The organism is Streptomyces luteolus (assembly GCF_029968015.1).
Classification (GTDB): domain Bacteria; phylum Actinomycetota; class Actinomycetes; order Streptomycetales; family Streptomycetaceae; genus Streptomyces; species Streptomyces luteolus.
In genome coordinates this window covers 1-20,163 of sequence record NZ_JASCIS010000043.1, presented here as the reverse complement: position 1 = coordinate 20,163, position 20,163 = coordinate 1, and the positions used below count along the sequence as shown (strand labels likewise).

Annotated in this window: 20 protein-coding genes and 1 pseudogene; 8 read left to right on the top strand and 13 right to left on the bottom strand. The window is 70.6% G+C overall.

Translation table 11 applies throughout. The annotated features are described in order from the left end of the window. Positions 1-29 precede the first annotated feature (29 nt). From QIT00_RS30485 to QIT00_RS30435, 11 genes are all read right to left on the bottom strand, one after another. Complete coding sequence (locus QIT00_RS30485) at positions 30-2,189, bottom strand: sensor histidine kinase (RefSeq protein WP_282538673.1); 2,160 nt, start codon at positions 2,187-2,189, stop codon at positions 30-32. A 572-nt stretch (positions 2,190-2,761) separates the two neighbouring features. Next, a complete protein-coding gene (locus QIT00_RS30480) occupies positions 2,762-4,174 on the bottom strand; it encodes a cytochrome P450 family protein (protein ID WP_282538672.1) in 1,413 nt (470 codons plus the stop codon). Beyond that, positions 4,171-4,779, bottom strand: a complete 609-nt coding sequence (locus QIT00_RS30475) for a GTP-binding protein (RefSeq protein ID WP_282538671.1) — start codon at positions 4,777-4,779, stop codon at positions 4,171-4,173. The genes QIT00_RS30480 and QIT00_RS30475 overlap by 4 nt, the downstream gene beginning before the upstream one ends. Beyond that, positions 4,757-5,116, bottom strand: a complete 360-nt coding sequence (locus QIT00_RS30470) for a DUF742 domain-containing protein (protein WP_282538670.1) — start codon at positions 5,114-5,116, stop codon at positions 4,757-4,759. The genes QIT00_RS30475 and QIT00_RS30470 overlap by 23 nt, the downstream gene beginning before the upstream one ends. Next, complete coding sequence (locus QIT00_RS30465) at positions 5,113-5,520, bottom strand: roadblock/LC7 domain-containing protein (protein ID WP_282538669.1); 408 nt, start codon at positions 5,518-5,520, stop codon at positions 5,113-5,115. The genes QIT00_RS30470 and QIT00_RS30465 overlap by 4 nt, the downstream gene beginning before the upstream one ends. Next, the gene (locus tag QIT00_RS30460; protein ID WP_282538668.1) at positions 5,517-7,106 is read right to left on the bottom strand and encodes an ATP-binding protein; all 1,590 of its coding nucleotides are present in this window, start codon (positions 7,104-7,106) and stop codon (positions 5,517-5,519) included. The genes QIT00_RS30465 and QIT00_RS30460 overlap by 4 nt, the downstream gene beginning before the upstream one ends. A 51-nt stretch (positions 7,107-7,157) precedes the next feature. Continuing rightward, positions 7,158-7,940 (bottom strand): enoyl-CoA hydratase/isomerase family protein, encoded by a 783-nt coding sequence (locus QIT00_RS30455; RefSeq protein ID WP_282538667.1) that lies wholly within the window; start codon positions 7,938-7,940, stop codon positions 7,158-7,160. Positions 7,941-7,942: 2 nt separating this feature from the next. Then, positions 7,943-9,322: a cytochrome P450 gene (locus QIT00_RS30450; protein ID WP_282538666.1), complete on the bottom strand. Its 1,380-nt coding sequence runs from the start codon at positions 9,320-9,322 to the stop codon at positions 7,943-7,945. A 1,117-nt stretch (positions 9,323-10,439) separates the two neighbouring features. Then, on the bottom strand, positions 10,440-10,934 hold the full coding sequence (locus QIT00_RS30445) for an LUD domain-containing protein (RefSeq protein WP_282538665.1): 495 nt from the start codon (positions 10,932-10,934) through the stop codon (positions 10,440-10,442). A 181-nt stretch (positions 10,935-11,115) separates the two neighbouring features. After that, entirely contained in the window at positions 11,116-12,309 is a 1,194-nt protein-coding gene (locus QIT00_RS30440; protein ID WP_282538664.1) for an MBL fold metallo-hydrolase, read from the bottom strand. A 223-nt stretch (positions 12,310-12,532) separates the two neighbouring features. Then, positions 12,533-12,973 (bottom strand): PPOX class F420-dependent oxidoreductase, encoded by a 441-nt coding sequence (locus tag QIT00_RS30435; protein ID WP_282538663.1) that lies wholly within the window; start codon positions 12,971-12,973, stop codon positions 12,533-12,535. Positions 12,974-13,085: 112 nt separating this feature from the next. Between QIT00_RS30435 and QIT00_RS30430 the strand changes: the two genes are divergently transcribed. Continuing rightward, complete coding sequence (locus QIT00_RS30430; RefSeq protein WP_282538662.1) at positions 13,086-13,652, top strand: carboxymuconolactone decarboxylase family protein; 567 nt, start codon at positions 13,086-13,088, stop codon at positions 13,650-13,652. 27 nt (positions 13,653-13,679) lie between these two features. Here the strand turns inward: QIT00_RS30430 and QIT00_RS30425 are convergent, their stop codons facing one another. Next, a complete protein-coding gene (locus tag QIT00_RS30425) occupies positions 13,680-14,498 on the bottom strand; it encodes an SGNH/GDSL hydrolase family protein (RefSeq protein WP_282538661.1) in 819 nt (272 codons plus the stop codon). Positions 14,499-15,096: 598 nt separating this feature from the next. Here QIT00_RS30425 and QIT00_RS30420 point away from each other — a divergent pair. From QIT00_RS30420 to QIT00_RS39070, 6 genes are all read left to right on the top strand, one after another. Next, the gene (locus QIT00_RS30420) at positions 15,097-15,315 is read left to right on the top strand and encodes a hypothetical protein (RefSeq protein WP_282538660.1); all 219 of its coding nucleotides are present in this window, start codon (positions 15,097-15,099) and stop codon (positions 15,313-15,315) included. 311 nt (positions 15,316-15,626) lie between these two features. After that, on the top strand, positions 15,627-16,160 hold the full coding sequence (locus QIT00_RS30415) for a hypothetical protein (protein ID WP_282538659.1): 534 nt from the start codon (positions 15,627-15,629) through the stop codon (positions 16,158-16,160). Between the two features lie 525 nt (positions 16,161-16,685). Further along, positions 16,686-17,144, top strand: coding sequence for a hypothetical protein (locus QIT00_RS30410; RefSeq protein WP_282538658.1), 459 nt, complete (start codon positions 16,686-16,688; stop codon positions 17,142-17,144). 219 nt (positions 17,145-17,363) lie between these two features. After that, entirely contained in the window at positions 17,364-17,777 is a 414-nt protein-coding gene (locus QIT00_RS30405) for a hypothetical protein (RefSeq protein WP_282538657.1), read from the top strand. After that, the gene (locus QIT00_RS30400) at positions 17,770-18,132 is read left to right on the top strand and encodes a hypothetical protein (RefSeq protein ID WP_282538656.1); all 363 of its coding nucleotides are present in this window, start codon (positions 17,770-17,772) and stop codon (positions 18,130-18,132) included. Before QIT00_RS30405 ends, QIT00_RS30400 begins: the two co-directional genes overlap by 8 nt. A 140-nt stretch (positions 18,133-18,272) precedes the next feature. Continuing rightward, positions 18,273-18,464, top strand: coding sequence for a DUF6283 family protein (locus QIT00_RS39070; protein ID WP_408909891.1), 192 nt, complete (start codon positions 18,273-18,275; stop codon positions 18,462-18,464). A gap of 110 nt (positions 18,465-18,574) precedes the next feature. Here the strand turns inward: QIT00_RS39070 and QIT00_RS30395 are convergent, their stop codons facing one another. Beyond that, positions 18,575-19,105 (bottom strand): immunoglobulin domain-containing family protein, encoded by a 531-nt coding sequence (locus QIT00_RS30395; protein ID WP_282538655.1) that lies wholly within the window; start codon positions 19,103-19,105, stop codon positions 18,575-18,577. A gap of 224 nt (positions 19,106-19,329) precedes the next feature. On the opposite strand from QIT00_RS30395, the pseudogene QIT00_RS30390 reads away from it, so the two are divergent. Beyond that, positions 19,330-20,003, top strand: a pseudogene (locus tag QIT00_RS30390) (class I SAM-dependent methyltransferase); the annotation flags it as partial. Between the last annotated feature and the right edge of the window lie 160 nt (positions 20,004-20,163).

Here is a 20,163-nt window from a genome sequence, read left to right as displayed (position 1 = left end):
GGGGCGGACTTCACGGGCACGGCCTAGGGTCACCCGGTCGGTTCGCCTCCCCCGTCGTGCGCACCGTCCTGGTGCGCGTGGGGTGCTGCGGGGCGCAGCGGTACGGGCGTGGGGTGCGCCCCGGGTTCGGGCCGCGGGTCGCCGTGCGCCTCGGCGAGTCCGATGCCGCGCTGGAAGGCGGCCATGAGGCCCGGGTCGTGGCCGTCCGTCTCCGGCTCGTCGGCCGGGGCGTGCGACGCGGGGGCGTCGCGCAGCTGCGGTACCAGGTGTTCCTGGGCGCGGCGCTTGGGGAGTTGGGGTCGGCCCATGGTGCCGCGTACGCCCGTGGGCGCGGGGCTCGCGGGCAGCGGGGGCTTGAGGGACGCGTCGGCCGGGTTGGGCCGCGAGGCGTGGGCGCCGCGTACCGGGAGCGGGGGCGCGGGTCGGCCTACGGTCGCGTCGTCCTGCGGCTGCGGCGCGGACTGCGTCGGTACCTGGGCGACGGGCGTGTGGGTCGCGGTGTGCAGCGTCAGCGCGGGCGCGTCGGCCCCCCGCCTGGGCAGCCGTACGGGCTCCGCCGGTGCGGGGGCGGCGGGGTGCGCGGCGGAGGTGGCCTGGTGAGGTACGGGGAGCGGGCCGCCGGTGGCCGTGAACTGGCCGCTGTTCTGGCCCTGTTGGGCTTGCTGTGCCTGTTGGGCTTGCTCTGCCTGTTGGGACTTCTGGGCTTGCTGGGCCGTGGTGGGCTGCGCGGCGGGCGAGGTGCGGGCGGGCTGCGGGTCCGGCCGGGGTCCGCCCTCCCGCACCACCGGCTGCGGGCCCGTACGGACCACTTGCTGCGGTCCCGTCCGGGACACCGCCTGCGGTCCCGGCTGGGCAGCGGTCTGCTGCTGGCGCCCATCGGCGGCCGCCTGCTGGTGTCGCCCCTCGCCTGCCGCCTGCGCCTGCCGCCCGTCCGTGGGCGTCTGCGGCTGCTGCCCGTCGGCGGCCGTCTCGTCGTCCGCGCCGAGGAGGCTCTGCGGCAGCACGATGACGGCCTGCACACCGCCGTAGATGTTGGTCTGCAGCCGTACGGCGATGCCGTGCCTGCGGGCGAGCGCGGCGACCACGAAGAGACCGATGCGCCCCCCGGCGATGAGACCGGCGACGTCGACGCCCTCGGGGTCGGCGAGCAGCGCGTTCATCTCGCTCTGCTCCTCGCCCGCCATGCCCAGGCCCCGGTCCTCCACCTCGATGGCGAGGCCCGAGGTGACCCGGCTGGCACGCATCAGGACCTGGGTGTGCGGGGGCGAGAACACCGAGGCGTTCTCGACGAGTTCGGCGAGCAGGTGGATCACGTCGGCGACCGCGTGCCCGCGCAGCGTGCCGTCGATCGGCGGCACGAGCTTGACCCGGGAGTACTGCTCGACCTCGGCGATCGCGGAGCGCAGCACCTCGCTCATGGTGACCGGGTGGGACCACTGGCGGCGCGAGATGGCGCCGCCGAGCACGGCGAGGTTCTCGGCGTGCCGGCGGATGCGGGTGGCGAGGTGGTCGACGTGGAAGAGGCCCTTGAGCAGCTCGGGGTCCTCGACCTCGTTCTCCAGCTCGTCGAGGAGCTGGATCTCGCGGTGCACCAGGGACTGCAGCCTGCGGGCCAGGTTGACCAGGAGTTCGACCTTCTGCTCGCTGCTGGCCTGACTGGACAGCTGCGCGGCCTGCACGACGGAGGCGACGGCGGACTCCTGGGCGCGGGTCAACTCCCGGGCGAGCTGGTCGAATTCGTCGGCGCCCGGGCCGGCCGCGGGGCCGGGGGGCGTCGTGGTGGGGCGCGGGGCGGCTTCACCGCGGCGCAGTCGCTCGACGAGGGCGCGCAGGTCGTTCTGTCCGCGCGCGGTGGTGCGGCGCAGGGCGGAGACGCGGTCCATGACGGCCCGGGTGGTGCGGTCGGCGGCCACCACGGCGGCGGCGATCCCGGCGACGGCCACGGTCGCGGCGGCGGCGAGGAGGCCCCACAGGAGCGGGGTGGGCCGCGCGCCGGTGACCTGGACGACGCAGAGCACGGCGGCCGCACCGGCCAGGGCCACGGCCACGGCGGGCAGGACGGAGGCGCGCAGGAGTTGCCGGCGTATCCGGGCCTCGGGCAGTTCCTTGACGGCACGGGGTCCGGGCCTGCCATGGCGTCCGCCCTCGCGGCGTTCTGCGCGTGCGGCCGGTTCGCGAAGGTGAGACATCAGTGTCCTCGTCGAGTGGACTCGTGGTGCGCGGGCATCGGCGCTCGGCTTCGGGCATGCGGCATGGCGGTGCCGTTCGTCGGCGAGCAGTGGATGCGCCCTGCGTTGGTCGACGAGCACACACGGTAGTCACGAATCACGGCCCCGCGACGGGCAGTTGAGGAACTTCACCGAACCGCGTTCAACCCCGGCGTGACATCTCGTACAATCGCGCGAATCCCGCAGGTCGGACGCGTGTTCGCGTCACTCCCGCGTGGCTGTGGAGGCGGTGCGTACGCGGTGGTCGCGGGCGGCTTCGCAGGTCGGCGGGGCGGCGCGCGGGGTGGCTTCGGCGGGAGCGCGGGACGGCCGGCAGCGGGTCCGCACTCCTCTGCGCGGGGCGTACGCGGCGGGGTGCGCGCCGGGCCCCTTGTCGGGCGTACGGATGTCGGACCACCGAGACGGTCAGGAGCGGGCCGCGCCCGGACATGTGCGAAAGGGAATGTGCACGGAACGGAAAAGGGGCACGCCCGGTCCCCGAGGCAGGAGACCTCGGGGACCGGGCGTGCCCGGGAACTTCCGTGCCGCGGTGGCTAGTTGTCGCCGCGCCACCAGTTCAGCCACAGGTTCAGGACCTTGCCTCCGAGCGACGGCTTTGTCGGTGCCGTGGGCGGCGGTCCCGGCTGGAGCAGCGAACCCGCCCTGGGAGCCGCGCCGTTGGCGACGGCCGAGGCCTTCTCGGCGGCGCGTGCGGCACGCGGCGAGAAGCGCACCGGGAGTGTCTTCAGGGCCCGGTGGAAGGGGCCCGGGCGCCACTCCAGGGTGGACTCGTCGACCGCGAGGCGCAGGTCCGGCAGGCGCTTGAACAGCATCTCGATCGCGGTGTGCGCGATGGAGAGGGCCTGGCGCTGCGCGGGGCACTGGTGCGGGCCCGCGGACCACGCGAGGTGGGCGCTGTGCGTCGCGTCCTGCTCGGCCGCGATGCCCTCGTCGGGGTCGTTGTTGGCCGCCGCGAAGGACATCAGGATCGGCACGCCGGTCGGGAACACCACGTCGTGCAGCTCGGTCGTACGACGGGCGTAGTGCACGCCGTAGTTGGCGAGCGGCGGGTCCCAGCGCAGCACGTCGTTGATGGACTCGCTGATCGGCGGGTTGATGCCGGCGGAATGCCCGGCGAACCGCGGGTCGGCGAAGATCTTCAGGGCGGCCGTGCCGATGAGATTGGCCTCCGGCTCGGTACCGGCGCCCATCAGCGTGACGAGCTGGTGGATGATCTCCTCGCCGCCCGGCTGCGCGGGGTGGGCGAGCATCCAGCTGGTGACGTCGGAGCCGGGCGTCGCGGTCTTGAACTCCAGGAGGTCCACCAGGCCCTGGGTGACCAGGGCGTTGGACTTCTCGGGCTCGCGGCCGTCGAAGAGGGCGGACATACCCTCCACGAGCCGGTCGGCGATGTCGTCGGGGCAGCCGAACATGCGGTTGAAGACGCGCAGCGGCAGGGTCTTGGCGTACTGCCCGATCAGGTCGGCGCGCCCGGTCGGGGCGAACTGGTCGATCAGCTCGTCGGCGGCTTCTTCGACGAAGCGGCGCAGCTGGTAGAGGTCGACCTTGCCGAGCGCGTCGTCGATGACCTGACGGCGTGCCTGGTGCTCGTGGCCGTCGCTGAAGAGGGCGTTGGGCCGCCACTCCATCATCGGGCGGACGCTGCTGTCGGCCGGGACGTTGCCCCGCATGAGGTCGGCCCAGTTGCGCGGGTCCTTGGAGAAGTCGGGGCTGAGCAGGATCTCGCGGGCCGTGGCGTAGCTGGTCACGAGGATGGCGTGCACGCCCGGTTCGAGCGCGACGGGGTGGGCGCGGGAGCCGGTGGCCCGCAGACGTCCGTAGACGGCGTGCGGGTCGGCGGCGAAGTCCGCGCCGAACAAGGGGGTGACGGCCGCGGCACCCGTGCCCGTCACGGGGCAGCCGGGCGCGTTCTGGCTCTGGCCGTAGGAGTCGACGGGGTAACTCACCGGAAGCTCTCTTGGTGTACGGCCCGCTCGTGGAGGTGTTCCACGAGGCGGATCAGGGCGATGGTGGAGGACTGGGGGTCACGTGCGTCGCAGGTGACCAACGGGGTGTCCTGGTGCAGGTCGAGCGCGTCCCGGACCTCGGCCTCGTCGAACCTGCGCCCGCCCGCGAAGTGGTTCACGGCGACGCCGTAGGGCAGTCCGAACTCCTCGACGCGGTCGAACACCGGGAACGACTCGGCGAGGTTGCGGGTGTCGGCGAGGACGAGGGCGCCGAGTGCGCCGTACGCCAGGTCCTGCCAGAGGCGCCGGAAGCGCTCCTGGCCGGGGGCGCCGAACAGGTACAGGACGAGGCGGGGGCTCAGCGTGAGCCGGCCGAAGTCCATGGCGACGGTGGTGGTCTTCTTGTCCGGGAGGCCGACCAGGTCGTCGTAGCCCACGCTGGAGGCCGTCATGACCTCTTCGGTACGGAGCGGGTCGATCTCGGACAGGGTTCCCACGTACGTGGTCTTGCCGACGCCGAAGTGCCCCGCGACCAGGATCTTCGTGGCCACTTGCACGGTGTCGGCCAGATATATGGGCTGCTTAGAGACGGGCGCGGAGCCCATTGAGGACCTCCTCCAGGAGGGTTCTGTCTGTGGCGGGGGTGCTGGTGGGCGACGTGCGGGTGGTGATGAGCTGCTCGTCGACGAGGTCGGCGACCAGCACCTTGGTCAGCGCCACCGACAGGTTGAGGTAGCCCGCTGCCTCGGCGACCGTCATCAGCGCTCCGCCTCGGCAGAGTTCGACGATGGAGCGCTTCTCCCGGTTGAGCCGGTGCAGGGGCTCGTTACTGGGGGTCGCCTTGATCAGGGTGATGACGTCGATGTCCGCTCTCGACGGCTTGGCTCGCCCACCGGTGATGACATAAGAGCGGACCAGTGAGCTGTCGTCCTGGCCGCTCATCCGTGGTAGCCAAAGCCCTGCCGGTCCGCTACGGCCATCTCGTGCCCGATCTGGCCGACCAGTTCCTGCATGCGGCGGCTGATGGCGGCGATGTCCACCGCGGCCGTCGTCGACACACCCAGGTAGGCGCCCGCTCCGGCACGAATGGCGAAGACGTACCGCGAGTCGAACTCGATCATCGTTTGGAGCCAGGGGTTGTGCGCCCCGCCGCTGAAGATGGGGTCCTGGCACAGTGACGCGAGGCCGGACATGGCGGCGGAGTAGGTGTCCGCCTCGTCCTTGCTGATCTCCTCGGTGCGGGCCTGCATGAGCCCGTCCCGGGAGAGCAGCACCGCGTGCAGGACCTCGGGGATCTCGAGGAGGCTGCGCAGCATCCACGCGGGCTTGCTCGTCGTGTCACTCATGAAGTTGTCGTCCCCTTGTGCTCGTCTGCCGTGCTGCTGACACGGCCCTCACGGTTGCCCCGCTGCAGTGCAGCCATACGGCGCGCGGTCTCCTCCGCGGAGCGGGGAGGCTGCACGTCGCCGTCCTGGAGTCGCGCGTCCGCGGTCGGTGCCTTGCGGCGGCGCCGCGGCAGTCCGCCCGATGTGGTGCCGAGGTCGCCGGCGCCGGGCGGCGCGGCCCCCTCGCGCCGGTCGGCCTCGGTGGGCGACTCGGGCCCGGGCGCCGCGGTCCAGTCACCGGTGGTGGACGGCGTGTGCGGGCGCGGGGGTTCGGGCGCGGGCGGGGGCGTGAGCGCGGGCTCGGTGGACTGTATCGGCGCGTGCGTGGGCGTGGGCTCCTGCCGGGGTGCGGGCATCGGCGCGGGCGCGGGCCGCGCGGCCGGTGCGGGCCTGGCCGCGGGCGGCGGGGGCGCCACGGCGGGACGCTCCTCGGCGGCCGCGGTGAGCGGCGCGGCGGCCGAAGGGGCCGCTGCGGCATGGCCGTTGAGGACGTCCATGGGGCGCTGCGGAGCTACGCCGGGCACCTGCCTGGGCGCGCTGTCGGGCATCTGCGTGAGCAGCGCGTTGGGCAGCATGATGACGGCTCGTACGCCCTTGTAGAGGCTGGTCTTGAGACCGACGGAGAAGCCGTACTGCTGGGCGAGCTGGCCGACGACGCGGAAGCCGAAGCTGGGCTCCTCGGCGAGCTCCTCGATGTCCAGGGCCGGGGGGTGGGACAGGAGTTCGTTGGCCTCCTGGACCTTCTTGGGGGCCATGCCGAGGCCGCGGTCGTCGACGGAGATGGCCACGCCGTTGGGCAGGCGCTCCAGCTCGACCTCGATGGGCTGCTCGGGGTTGCTGAACTGGTCGGCGTTGTCGAGGAGTTCGGCCACGGCGTGCACCACGGGGTTGACGGCGTGCGCGGCCACTCCGACGTCCAGCTCGTTGACGAGGCGTACGCGGGTGAAGCCGCGGATGTAGCCGGTGGCGCCGCGGACGACGTCCGTCGCGGTCTCGGGTACGCGGGAGCGGCCGGGGAAGCCGCCGCAGAGCACCACGATGTTCCTCGCCTTGCGGAGGAAGTACGACGTGCGGTGGTCGACCTTCATCAGCGCTTCGAGGAGCCGGGGGTCCTGGAGCATCCGCTCCAGGTCGCTGATGGTCTTCTGCTGCTCGGAGCCGCGGGCCAGGAAGCTCTCGCCGATGACCTTGAGGAGCTTCCACAGGGACTCGCCCATGCGGTCCCGGGCGACGTCGCTCAGCTGCGAGAACCACTCGGCGATGACCCGCAGGTCGTGCTCGAAGTCGCTGCCCGCCAACGAGCCATAGGCCTCGGGGAGTTGGAAGGGCGGCGGGGTTTCGTTGGGGTTGGCGAGGCGCGGCAGGTAGTTCTCCAGGAGATAGCGTGCCGCGTCGTCCCTCCGCTGTCGCTGCGCCATCGCCTCGGCGCTGCGCTTGCGTTGTACGCGGGCCACATTGTGCCCTCGCAGTGCGAGCACCACGAGGACAACCATGGCCCCGATCAGGCACCAGAACACCCAGTCCTGCTGCCCAAGGTATTGGATCATCGCTCTAGGGCCCCTCGGCCCATCCTCCTTCGTCTAATCGATGCCTCACGCTCAACGCCCCTTCGCCTGGCGCGCGTTGAGCGCCGTCGCCAGGAGATAGCCGTCGAGTCCCGTGAGGTCGCCGCTACGGGCGGGGGTCCCGTATGCGCGCATCAGAGCCTTGGTGCCACGCAGTGCGGCGGGTGAACGGCGTGCGATGGTGCGTGCCCACCGGTCGACGATCTTGTCGAGCTCCGTGGAGTCGGCTGCCACGCGGTGCAGCAGCGACCACTCCAGGGCTCGCGCAGAGTCCACGACGTCGCAGGTCAGCACCATTTCCCGGATACGGGGTGCGCCGACCTCGGCGATCAGCCGGCTCAGCGCGCCGCCCCAGGCCGTCGGGAGCCCGAGGCCGAGTTCGGGCATCCGGAAGGTGCAGTCGACGGTACCGACGCGCAGGTCGCAGTAGAGGGCCAGGGCCACTCCGGCGCCCACGGCGGGTCCGCGGACGGCGGCGATGGTGGCCACGTCGGCGGACTCCAGGGCCTCGCAGACGCGTCGGGCCTTCTCGGCGACCCGGAGGACGGCCTCGCCGGTGGTGTCGGCCTCGGCCAGCGACTCCAGTTCGTGGCGGTCGCCGCCGAGGCAGAACTCCGTCTCCTCGCCCGCGAGTACAAGCACCCGCAGGTCGGGGCGTTTCCGCAGGTGTGCGAGTACGTCCGCGAGGTCGTCGAGGAGTGCCTCGTCGGCGACGTTCTTGGCGCCCTCGCGGCGCATGCGTACGTGCAGGGCGGCGCCGCTCTCGGTGACGTCGAGGGTCTTCAAGTCGTCCACGGAGAAGGTCTGCTGAGTCATCGTCACGCTCCGAAAGAGTAGAAGCGCGGCTTGGGCGCGAGGCCCACCCGCAGACTGGCCATCCGCCGGAACGCCACCCTCGGCTCCCATTGCGGCTCGGACACCACCCGCAGTGTGGGAAAGCGGGTCAGCAGCTTCCGGAGCAGCACATGGCCCTCCAGCCTGCCGAGTCCGGCCCCGAGACAGAAGTGGGCACCCTGCCCGAAGGCCAGATGCCGGGAGGGCCCGGGGCGTCGCACATCGAATCGATCGGGGTCGGCTATGAACCTCGGATCATGATGTGCCGAGCCTATGCACACGTACACCAACTGCCCCTTGCCTACGGCAATATCTGACAGAGAGTCACTGCGGGACCCTACACGAGTGGTTATCGACACCGCGGGGTCATAACGAAGAATCTCCTCAGTCGCTGCGGGAATCCCTTCGGGGTGGTATCGGAGCCAGTCGGCCTGGTCCGGATGCCGGTCGAGGAGCCACATCGCGGCGTTGAGGAGATTGGACGTCGTCTCAAGTCCCGCCATGATGGAGAAGGTTGCCAGCCGCTGCACGATGGTCGCCGCCTGCTGGGGGTCCTTCTCCACCTCGCTCCATGCTCGGATCCAGGAGGAGAGTACGTCCTCGCCGGGCGACTTGGTGCGTTCGGCCACCAGGTCCTCGAAGTACGCCTTGAGGTTCAGGGCGGACTCGTCGGCGACGGCCAACTGTGCGGGCGTGGGGAAGAGTTCCTGCGACCAGGCCTGCCCGTGCGTCCAGTCGCGCAGCTTACGGTAGTCGGCGGCGGGCACACCGAGCCAGCGTCCTACGGCGGCCACGGGGAGGCCGTCGCCGACGATGTCCGCGTAGTCGGCCTCGCCGTCCTCCTTCATCCGCACTTCGAGTTCGTCGAGCACGCCGTCCACCAACCCACCAACTACTGCGCCGAGTTGGTCGAGTGTGCCACGGTCGAAGGTATTGCCGAGCACGCGGCGCTGCCGGGTGTGCTCGGGGGCGTTCAGAAGCATGATCATCTGGCTGAACTCGGTGGAGGCGGGGGACGTCCACCTCGGCTCGCCCTGCTTCAGACGCCATTCGAGGTCCGGTGTGCGGTACGAGCGGTCGCGCAGCACCGCGCTGGCGGCCTCGTACGACGTGACCATCACGCCGCCCCACGGGGACGGCACGACGTCACCGCACTCGCGCAGCTTCTCGTAGGCGGGCCAGGGGTTGCTCTGCCCGTCCCCGAATTTGCGTGCTGAACGTAACCGGGAGAGGAGTACGGCCACCTGACGCGATACGTCGGGCGCCGGCGGCGCCGCCGCTTCGGCCGATTCGGCCGGAACCGACTGCTGTGCTTGTTGCGGGGGAACGGATTGTGGACAGGCTATCGAGGCGTCAACGGACATGTGCTCCTCCAACCCACGGGGCGGGACGCGTGCGCGTGCCGGATGAACTTGTAGGACTCATATGCCTGCTGACCTTGGCAGGTCTCCTACCTAGTGTGAAGGACGCTTTTTCGCCACTGCGGCCGACGGACCGCCCCTGGTCTCAGCCACCGAGACGGGCGCTCCGCTTTGCAGCCCCTCGACACCGCCCGACCAGCGGGATTCTTGAGACACGTGTGATTCCGAGTAACCCTTGGGGCCGTTGTGACCCCACGCGCCACCGTGGCTCAAATTCGCCCTACCGCACCCCTCGATCGCGCGTGCGAGCGCCAACTAAACATCAGCGTCGGCCGGTTCTGCCCCGCCGCTGACTCTGTCCGGCAATCGACGCTCGGTCCGGCCTTCATGACTGCCCGTCAGGGACCTCCACACAAGTGGCACGGAACAGTCTGTGTACGTTCATGGGATGAAGGCTTGACGGGGCGGAGGCTCTTGTTCCGTCGGGGGTGGGGTGGCGGGCACGCGCCCTGCGTCGTGCTCGCACAGTCCCGCCGTCCGCCGGGAGGCCAGGCCCTGCGGCTCTCTCTCCCCCCCCCCGCCTGCGGCCGGGGGTCCCCCAGTGCGTGCTCTCGGCGTGCCGGGCGCAGGCCCTCGTCCTGGCTCGTACTGGACTCGTACTGGACTCGTACTGGATGCACTTGGGCCTTCGCCCGGTGCGGCGAGTGGGCCCCCGGGCTGGAGGCTGGGGGAGCGTGCATGGCGTCGCGGCGGCTGGGGGCACCTTCCGCCCGAGGGTGGGGGCGGACTTGACGGACAAGGCCTGGGGCGCCTTTCCGATCTTCGCGGATCAGGCTCCGGCGTCATGAGGATCCTCCGGCTGGAGGCTGGGGTCCCGGCTGGAGGCTGGGGGTCCCGGCTGGAGGCTGGGGGTCCCGGCTGGAGGCTGGGGGTCCCGGCCGGGGGCTGGGGGTCCCGGCTGGAGGCTGAGGGACCCGGCCGGAGCCTGCGGTCCCAGCCGGAGGCTGCGGTCCCGGCCGGAGGCCTGGGGGCGCCCCGGCCGGGGCCGGGGCCGGGGAAGTCGCGGACCCGCAGAGATCCGAGGGGACGCCCCTCACGCCCCGCCCCCTCCCCCGCCTGCTCACGCGTCCGCGCGGATCACCACGTCCAGGACGCGCGGGCTGCGCACGCCTCGACGCGTTCCAGCTCGATGTCGGACGTGGTCGACGGCCCGCTGATCAGGGGCGCGGGCCGCTGCGGCACGAGCCGCGACCACCGCGTCCGGCACGCCCGCCTCCACTGACGACAGATCGACGACGCACACATGAAGGTCGGGCACCAGCGACAGCGCCCGCCGCCCCTGGTCGGCAAAGCCGTCGAGGAAGATCGTGCCGGACCCGGCGCAGCCGACCGCCGAGGCCGTCACCACCCCGTCCAGCGCGTCGAGTTGTGGCGCCGGAATCTCCGCCGCGTCCTCCCGCACCTCACGTCGTACACCGCGAGCCAGCCCCGGTCGAGCCCCGCGGGCACCCCGACCCTCCGCGCTCCGCACTCCGCGCTCGCGCAGCACGTCGGCGAGCACCTCTGCGGTGCGGTCGGCCGTACAGGTGTGCACCTGGGCCGCCCGGTAGTCCATGAGCCGGTCGACGAAGAGGGCGAGCCGTTCGCCGTCGGGCAGGGGCCTGCCGGTGCGGTGGTCGCGCGGGACGGTCGCATGGGGCCGGTGCGCGAGGGTCAGGGCGTCCCGTACCCGTCCGAGATGCCTATGGGGGTCGGACCGAACGGGAGCCGCGAGGCCACGCCTCGGCCGAGGCCCCTCACCCCTCCCGGGCCAGGTCGAGGCCCGCCCGGGTGGTGGCCACCGCCACGTCGTCCGCCTCCGACCGCAGGCGCCACGGCTGGGCGAGGGGTGCGGAGACCGGGCGCCACCACGCCTGAGCGGGAAGCTCCCCCGCGGGCTCGAAGGGCTCGCCGGGGTGGGGCGTGGCGACCGGCTGGGCGGCCTCCTCCGCGGCGTGCCGGGTCCACTCGCCGGGCTCGGCCCACGGGTGCGGGGCCAGGTTGAACGTGCCCCAGTGGATGGGGAGGAGCGCGCCGTGCGGCCGGCCGCCCTGGAGGTCGAGGTGGGCCTGGACGCCCTCCTCGGGGGTCATGTGGATGTCCGGCCAGTACTCGCTGTACGCGCCGATCTGGATCATCGTCGCGTCGAACGGGCCGTGCTCCGCACCGATGTCGCGGAAGCCCGGGAAGTATCCGGTGTCCCCGGAGTGGAAGACGCGGTGCTCGTCCCCCGCCACGACCCAGGACGCCCACAGCGTGTGCTGTTCGTTGCGCAGACCGCGGCCGCAGAAGTGCCGGGCCGGGGTGGCGGTGAGGCTGAGCCCCGCGATCCGCGTCTGCTCGTTCCAGTCCAGCTCGCGCAGGCGGTCCGGGGAGACGCCCCAGTGCTCCAGGTGCGCCCCGACGCCGAGCGGCACCGCGAAGACCGTGTCCGTGTCGGCCAGGGCCTTGATCGTGGGCAGGTCCAGGTGGTCGTAGTGGTCGTGCGAGATGACGACCGCGTCCACGGGGCCGAGCGCGGTGAGCGGGACCGGCACCGGATGCAGCCGCTTCGGCCCGACGAAATCGAAGGGAGAGCAGCGCTCTCCCCACACCGGGTCGAAGAGCACCCGGCGCCCGTCGATCTCCGCGAGCACGCTGGAGTGGCCCATCCAGGTCAGCCGCAGGCCGCTCGCGGGCGGACGCGCGAGGTCGGCGAGCGTCGTCGGGTGCACGGGCACCGTCCCGGAAGGCGCCCGGCGCAGCCGCTCCTCCTTGCGGAAGTACGTCTTCGCGAACTCGATCTTGGAGCCCAGGGGGCCGACGCGCGCCCCCACCGGGTTGGTGAACCGGCCGTTCGCGAAGTTCGGCGAGCTGTGGATCCGCGCCAGGCGCTCACCGCTCGGATCGGCGCCGAAAGGTGCGGGCCGCAGCGAGCGGAGCCCGGAGCGAAGGGAACGGAAGCCGGTCACGGATCCTCCAGCGGTGCTGTTCGGTCAGGTTTTCCATTATGTGGGGCAGGTCTGACAACGCCTCACGGACGCCCGTCCCGGAACGGGCGTACGCCCCGGGACGACAGTGCGCCCCGGTACCGCCGTGCGCCTCGGGACGGCCGTACGCCTCGGGACGGCCGTACGCCTCGGGACGACCGTGCGCCTCGGGACGGCCGTACACCCCGGGACGACCGTCCACCGCTCACCCGGCAGGCTGCCCGTAAGCGCGCCCGACCGGCAGCCGGAGCACGACCCGCCGGTCGCGCACCATCGCGGCGCGGTAGTCGTCCCAGTCCGGGTGCTCGCCGCGCATGTCGCGGTAGAGGCGGATCAGCTCCTCGACCGTGTCGTCGTACGGGTCCTCCGCCGCCGGAGTGAGTTCGGCGGTGCCCTCGACGACCGTCCAGGCCCAGCGGTCGGCGCTCGTGACGTGGTACGAGGCTCGGGGGTCTCGGCGCAGGTTGCGGGTCTTGGCGCGGTCGTCCGTCACGGAGACCCGCAGGACGCGCGCCGACGGGTCGTAGTGGTGGTTGACGTTGGACAGCTGGGGGCGCCCGTCCCGTCTCAGCGTGACGAGGACCCCGCCGTCGTACTCCGTGAGCAGCCTCAGCAGCGCGTCCTGGTGATCGTCTCCTGTCGTCATGCCCCGTCAACGTGCCGGACCCCCGAAGGATTCCGCCCGCGCGATGTCACATTCCGCCCGCCGCCACACGTCGTGGGGGTGAAAGGCCCGCACAACACCTGGAGGTGGCCCCATGGCCCGCATCTCGCTGAAGCCGCGCAACACCGTCCTCAATCGCTTCGTGCAGTGGTACTGCACGCGCGCGTACGGCAAGGTCATGGACCCGGTGAAGGCGTCCGGGCACCACCCGAAGCTGATGTGGGCGCAGCTGCGGTTCGAGCAGAACGTGAGCAAGTGGGACAAGCTCGACCCGGATCTGAAGGCGCTGGCCGTGATGGCCTCGGCGGCGTCGATCGGCTGCTCCTGGTGCATGGACTTCGGGTACTGGAAGGAGCACGGGCGCGGCATGGACGAGCGCAAGCTCCGGGACGTGCCGGTCTGGCGGGAGAGCGAGGCCTACTCGGACGTGGAGCGGGATGTCATGGAGTACGCGGAGGCGATGACCGCCAACCCGCCGGAGGTCTCCGACGAGCTGGCGGCCCGCCTCGTCGGCCGCCTGGGCGAGGCCGCGTTCGTCGAGCTGACGATGATGGTCGCGGTGGAGAATCTGCGCTCCCGCTACAACTCCGCGCTCGGCCTGACCAGTCAGGGCTTCAAGGACTCCTGCGACTTGCGGGACGTACGGGCACCGAAGGGCTGATCCACGCCCCCCGGGTCCCCCACGCCGTCAAGTCGCGGAATCCAGCTGCGACTTGAGGACGTACGGGTCGACGACCCCCTTCGCCGACACGTGATCGCCGGAGGACTCACCGCGCAACCTGCGTCCGATCCACGGCACCAGGTACTCGCGGGCCCACTGGATGTCGTCGCGCCGCACTTCGAGGGTGCCGCGCGGCGGCAGCGGCGGCCACGGCTGGTCGGGGTCGACGGGGACGTCGAGGCCGAGTACTTGGGCGGCGCGCAGGGCGACACGGGTGTGGCCCTCGGGAGAGAGATGCAGCCGGTCGCCGTCCCAGGCCCGCCGGTCCTGCACCGACTTCAGGGACCAGAGGTCGAGCACGGGGCAGCCGTAGCGGTCGGCGACGGCGCGGACATGCGCGTTGTACGTGGCGATCTTGCCGCGCAGGTGGCGCAGGACGGGCACGCCGCGGGTGTCGAAGCCGGTGGTGATCATGACCGTGCCGACCGACTCCTTGAGGTCGGCGACGGCCCGCTCGAAGCGCTCGGCGACCTCGTCCGGGTCGGTGCCGGGGCGGATGATGTCGTTGCCGCCGGCGCAGAAGCTCACCAGGTCGGGGGCGAGTTCCTTGGCCCGCGGCACCTGGTCGGCCACGATCTGGTCGAGCAGCTTCCCGCGTATGGCGAGGTTGGTGTAGGCGAAGGTGTGCTCGGGGTGCCGGTCGGACAGGAGCACGGCGAACCGGTCGGCCCAGCCGACGAAGCCGCCGTCCGGGCCAGGGTCTCCGACGCCTTCGCTGAAACTGTCGCCGACGGCCGCGTAGGAGCCGGGGGCGGTGCTGGTGAGGGGTGTCGAATCGTCTGCCACGTCGGCACATCCTTCACCTCGCTAAGTGTCCTACGCCACCGTATGTAACGCTCGGACGGACGAATAGTCCGTTTTACATACCTTCTGGCTTTGCGTCGTGAGGAAGCCCACAACCGAGCCGAGATGGGCACGCTCGTTCCCCTAAGCGCCAATTGGAACGTGCAGCCGCATTCACCCGATTTAGGCGCTGACTGGTGGAGCACCTACGCCCGGGTGACCGTTCCAGACACGCTCGCGACCTGGCACAACGCCATGGTCGAAGCCGAGCTCTCACAGAAGACGGTCTCGACCCGGATAGCGCAGGTCGACGTCGTCTGCCGCTACCACCAACTGGCTGACCCGACGCTCATCACCCGCGAACACATCAAGAGCTACTCCGAGGAGCGGGAGCTGCCGCCCGCAGCACGGCTGAAGCACCTCGAACACCTCAGGATGTTCTTCCAGTTCGCGGGCGTGCCCGACGCCACCGAGGGCATCAAGCGGCCCAGACCGCCCCGGTACCGGCCCAGGCCGCTCACGTCGGAGAACTACCGGACCGTCTCCGACCACGTCCGCCGCGCCTCCCGCATCGCTCCTCGTGGTGGGCAAGGCGGCGCTGGTGACCACGGTCGACGTGCCAGACGAACTTTTCGAAGCGCTGTGGGAGTTCGCCGACGGCAACCCGGGCGCACTCTGGCCGGGGACGACGGGCATCAAGGTGAGCAGCGAGATCTCACTTCTCGCGGCTCAGGTCGGTGTGCCGATGCAGTGTCATCAGCTCCGGCACACGGCGATCACCCGCTACTACCAGCGCTCGCAGGACCTGATCGCGACATAGGAGTTCGCGCGCCACGAGAGCCCAGAGACGACCGCGGTCTACGCCCTGTCCGCTGAGAAAACCCACGCACGATCCTCAACACCCTGCACTCCCCCGAACCCGAGGCCCCGGCTGCGCCGCCCGACCGTTTACAGCTGGAGCAGTTCGACTCCCGGCTGGGGATGACCCTGCACGCCTTCGGCGTCACCGCCGACGACTTGTTACCCCGCCTGACCGAGCGTCGCTCCAACGAGCTGCGCCACGACGGCTGCCCCCTTCGCCCGCCCAGGCCCGGCCCTTCTTGGGCCGGGCCGCCAGTCACGGAGCACACGATGATCGAAGCCGAGCTGACCGATGAGCGCGTGGCGTCCCTCCTTGCCCACCTCAAGCAGCATCACCCCTACGCCCACCTGTGGGCCCTGCTGGCCGCCGAACGTGGACCAAGAGCCTCCGAAGTCGGCCAACTCGCCGTAGGTGACGACTTACTGACGCACCTTGGCGGGCACGCGGTACCACCCTCCATCGAACTGGCCCGCGCCCTGGACGCTACCGAAGAGGGCATCGTTTGCCCACACACCAGCGCACACCTGCACCGGGTTTTCCGCGCCCAGAGTGAACACGACCGCCAACCACCCGTCACGCTGCACGCGCTCCGCACGTACTTCCTGGCCCAGCTGGCAGCCGGGGTATCGACCGGCCGCTGTTCGACCACGCAGGCCACCGAGATGGCCAGGCTCAAGGAGCGCCCCCAGATACGTCGCCGCCCCTCTTCTCTCGGTCGGGAGAGCAGCGCGATGCGGACTGACCTCTTCGGCTCGTGGACCTGTGCGGGGTCACCTCGTCGCAGCCCGACAGCCTCTATTTAAATTCCTGCAGTTGAGACCAAGAGGACATACGCACTACACCGGATAAAGCGCAATGAATATCTCGACCGCTACTGCCCAGCCCCGCATCCCCCGCACGCTCAACGCCCGCACCACCCGCTTGCGAGACCGTTTCGACGCCGGCTACGGCGTCGCCTACACCGAACTCGTCCTGCGCGCCGCGTCGCTGACCACCTCGACCTCACCCGCCCCGGCAACCCCAACAAGATCGACCAGCTCACCGAGCAAGCCGCCCAGATACTCACGAAAGCGAAGTCGGCCAAGCCCACCTCATGGCCACCACCCATGTCGCCTCGGCCGCCTCCACGATGCGGCGCCGCCGATGACCCCCCGAGGCCCCCAGCACTGGCGCTACAACTGCCGCCGCTGCAAAAGCGACGCCCTCGACGACGAGGGATACGACCCGAGCAACTACCTGTGCGTGCGGTGCAAGCACGAGCTCTACAGCTCGGATCACACCTGGTGCTCGTGCCCCAAGAACCCCCAGGCAACGAAGGCGAGGGAATCGTGAGCACGCCGACCATCCTGATCGCCACCCAGCAGACCATCGACGCCTACCACCGGCTGATCGACCTCGCGACCCGCAGCTACGCGGACCGCCACACCAACGCAGGTGTTGAACGGGCCTCAGCCCTACGGCACTTCACTCTCGGACTCATCCGTCGCGGGCAGGGGGCGGAGGTCGCAGCGTTCGCCGCTCACCAGGCGGCCGACCATCTTCACGCGCGTGGCATGACCTGGGGATCGCTGACGCCACAGCTGACAGGTCTGCGCCACCTGGATCCCGAATCCCGCACGGTGGTCACCGACGCGCTCGCCGCACTCGAAACCGGCAACACGATGCTTGTGCAGGCACGCCTGCACGCGATGGAAGACCAGGGACTGACCGAAGAGCGCTCGCCGCGCTGCTGGCGGTGCTCTCCGGGCTGGGTGCGCGCGCTCAGCAGAGCGGCCACGCTCCGCTGATCCTCGACACGGGCCTGCCTCGGCGCTGGCGCAGGGCCTGTTCACGCTCTGCCCCGACGCCGGTCCCCGGCGATGACGGCTACATGGACTGCGACGGGCCGGGCCGGTTTCTGGCCACGCAGGAAGCCACGACGCTGAGCCGCGCGGGCCTGTACTACGTGGACGCCGACATGTGCCCCCGTCGCCGTACGCAAGGCTATGCGCCCCAAGAAGGCACCGGTGACGCGCGAGCGGATGCTGCGCGGGCCGGGCCTCGTGGTCTTCGAGACACCGGTGGACATGGGTGCGAGCAAGCCGATCGTCGCAATCTCCTGGAACACCTGGGACCCCGCGGTGTGGCCGGGCGGGTCGTGGCTGTGGCGGCGCAACGATCACGTGCACGACGAGCAGGATGGGCCTCGCACGGTGTCCGTCCCGGCCGCCGAGTTCGCCAAAGTCGGTGATCCCGTGTGGTGGTTCACCCTCTACACGCTGTCCCCCATCAGCGGCGGCCCGCCGATCGCCTGGGAGACGGAGATGATCGTCGCCGACGGCGCCATCTTCGACCGACCCGATCGAGGGCACCAACGAACTCACCGTACGGGCCGCGATCGCCGTGCACGAACTCATCACCCAGACAGAGCGGTTGGGTAAGACCATCACCCGCACCACCCTCCACAAGCGCAAGCCCACCGACCAGTGCAAGGACCGGCGCCGGGGCATCAGCGACGAGGGGCACGTACGTCTCGTCACGATCGGCGGCAACGGGGCCAGCCAGGCACGCCGCGCGGCCGCCGGGCAGGCCTACAAGCGGGGGCCGTGGCAGTTCCGCACCTGGCGGCGCGAGCACGACCGCATGCAGTGCCCCAACCCCCGCCGTCACGCCGAACTCGGCGACGCCTGCGTCCACCAAGAGATCACCATCCTCGAACACCCCATGGGCCCCGAGGACGCGCCATTCCGCCCGTCCAACACCGTCCGCCAGCTCAAGGGCAGTGAGAGCGAGTGATCCCGATCCCGACGCACCGCGCCAAGGGCGGCGCCCCACAGCTCGGCGCGGACACTCCCGGAGAATCCAGTCCCTTCGGCCCCTACGGCTCACAGGGCGACGCCGAGCCCCCGGCCTGCGACGCCGACACCTCGCCCCCCATGCCCTACCGCAAAGCTCCATGCGCCGAGTGCCCCTGGCGCACCGACGTCACACCCGGACGCTTCCCGGATTCCCGCTTCGAGGAGCTGCGTTCCCCTTCCGCGCAGCCCACAGGCGAGGACCTCGCCTGTGCCGGGTGGCTCGCAGGCACTCGCTGGGAGAACTTCAGCGCACCCAGAGCGCCGCTTTGAAGGGGGCTGCCCCTCCAGGCGCTGGAGCCTGGCCCGAACTGGCCACCGCTGTATGAGTCGTACGACGCTGGGGCTCAGCCGAACGAGATGTGCCCCGTCCAAGCTTTTCGTTAAGGTCCGGGAGGCGCATCGAATCGCCCCGGGTGACCAGTTGGTAGCGAGACGTCGAGTCGTGCCGCTGTGTAGAACCTCTCGCGGGCCACGCGTTGGTTCCTGAGCAAGGTTGACCACTCATCCGGATCATGGGTCTCCTCCCCCAGGAACCGTTCCATCTCGGCGACCGTCCTCGCCCATGTGTGTGCCACGTCCACAACCTCGGGGGCTGCCAGCAGCAGCATCGTTTCCCACGCCTGGTCACGTGCTTCGGAGGCACTGGACAGTCGCGGAGCCGCCTCAGCCGGTGCCAAGGGATGCGGATGCGGGTCGTTGCCGAAGTGAGCCGAGACCCTGAACAGCACGCTGATCATTGCCTTGAGTGCCCTGGAGTGCTCCGTGTAGGCGGTCAGGCGCCGATCCTCCCACCGGGCCATCTGCTCGCGCCGGAAACGCGCTCGATCGCCGAGAGTGACTGCCAGATAGGAGCCGAAGGCGCCGACGACCACGCCGATCAGCGCCGGAAGTTGCTGGAGGAAAGCCGACATCGCGGCAACGTATCGGCAACGGCCGAGCCGCGTCCCCTCGCGTCGATTTCCTCTCTGTGTCACCCTCACCGGCCTGGGCCCGTCATCAACGTCAGCGTAGTCCGCGGGCTGCACGGCGGAGAACCGGTCAGTGATCTCGTTGGCTTCGTTCCCGGTTCGGGCGTTCGCACCGATCACTGGGGCGACCAACGCCTCCGGGGAGTCAGCCCCGGTGTTCTCGGGCCGTGTCCGAGACTTCAGTAGCGCAGTTCTATGACGAACTGGCCGACGACTACCACCTGATCTACTCAGACTGGGACACAAGCATCCGTCGGCAGGGGGACGCCCTGGATACCCTGATCGGCCAGGATCGCGCGCGGCGGTGCTCTACTGTTCCTGCGGTATCGGCACGCAGGCCATCGGCCTGGCGCTGCGCGGGCGCCGCGTCACCGGGACCGACCTCAGCCCCCGCGCCGCCGCCCGCGCTGCCCGTGAGGCCGCCCGCCGGAGCCTGAGCCTGCGCACGGCAGCCGCCGACATGCGACGCCTCCCCTTTCCCGATGCCCAGTTCGACACCGTCATCTGCGCCGACAACTCGCTGCCTCACCTGCTGACAGAGCAGGAGGTGCACGCAGCCCTGGCCGAGATGCGCCGCGTACTGCGTCCCGACGGCCAACTGCTGATCAGCACACGCCACTACGACGACCTGCTGCGCGATCACCCAGCTTCGACGCCTCCACAAGTCCACCGGACCACTGACAGCACCGACGGCGCCGACAGCGGGCAACGAGCCGTCACCCTCCCGCTCTGGCACTGGCACGACGACGGCGAGCACTACGACTTGGAGCACTTCCAACTCCTTCCGGCAGGCGGAGAATGGCGCGTCCAGGTCCGCCGGACCACCTACTGGGCACTCGGCCCGACCGACTAGGACTTGTCCGGCCGATCACGTGCGGAGCCAGATGACGAGGGCTGCTGCGGTGGCGGTGCCGAGGAAGACGTAGCCGCGCTTGTCGTAGCGAGTGGCAACCGCTCGTGCGTGCTTGAGCTTGTTGATGGCCCGTTCGACGGTGTTCCGT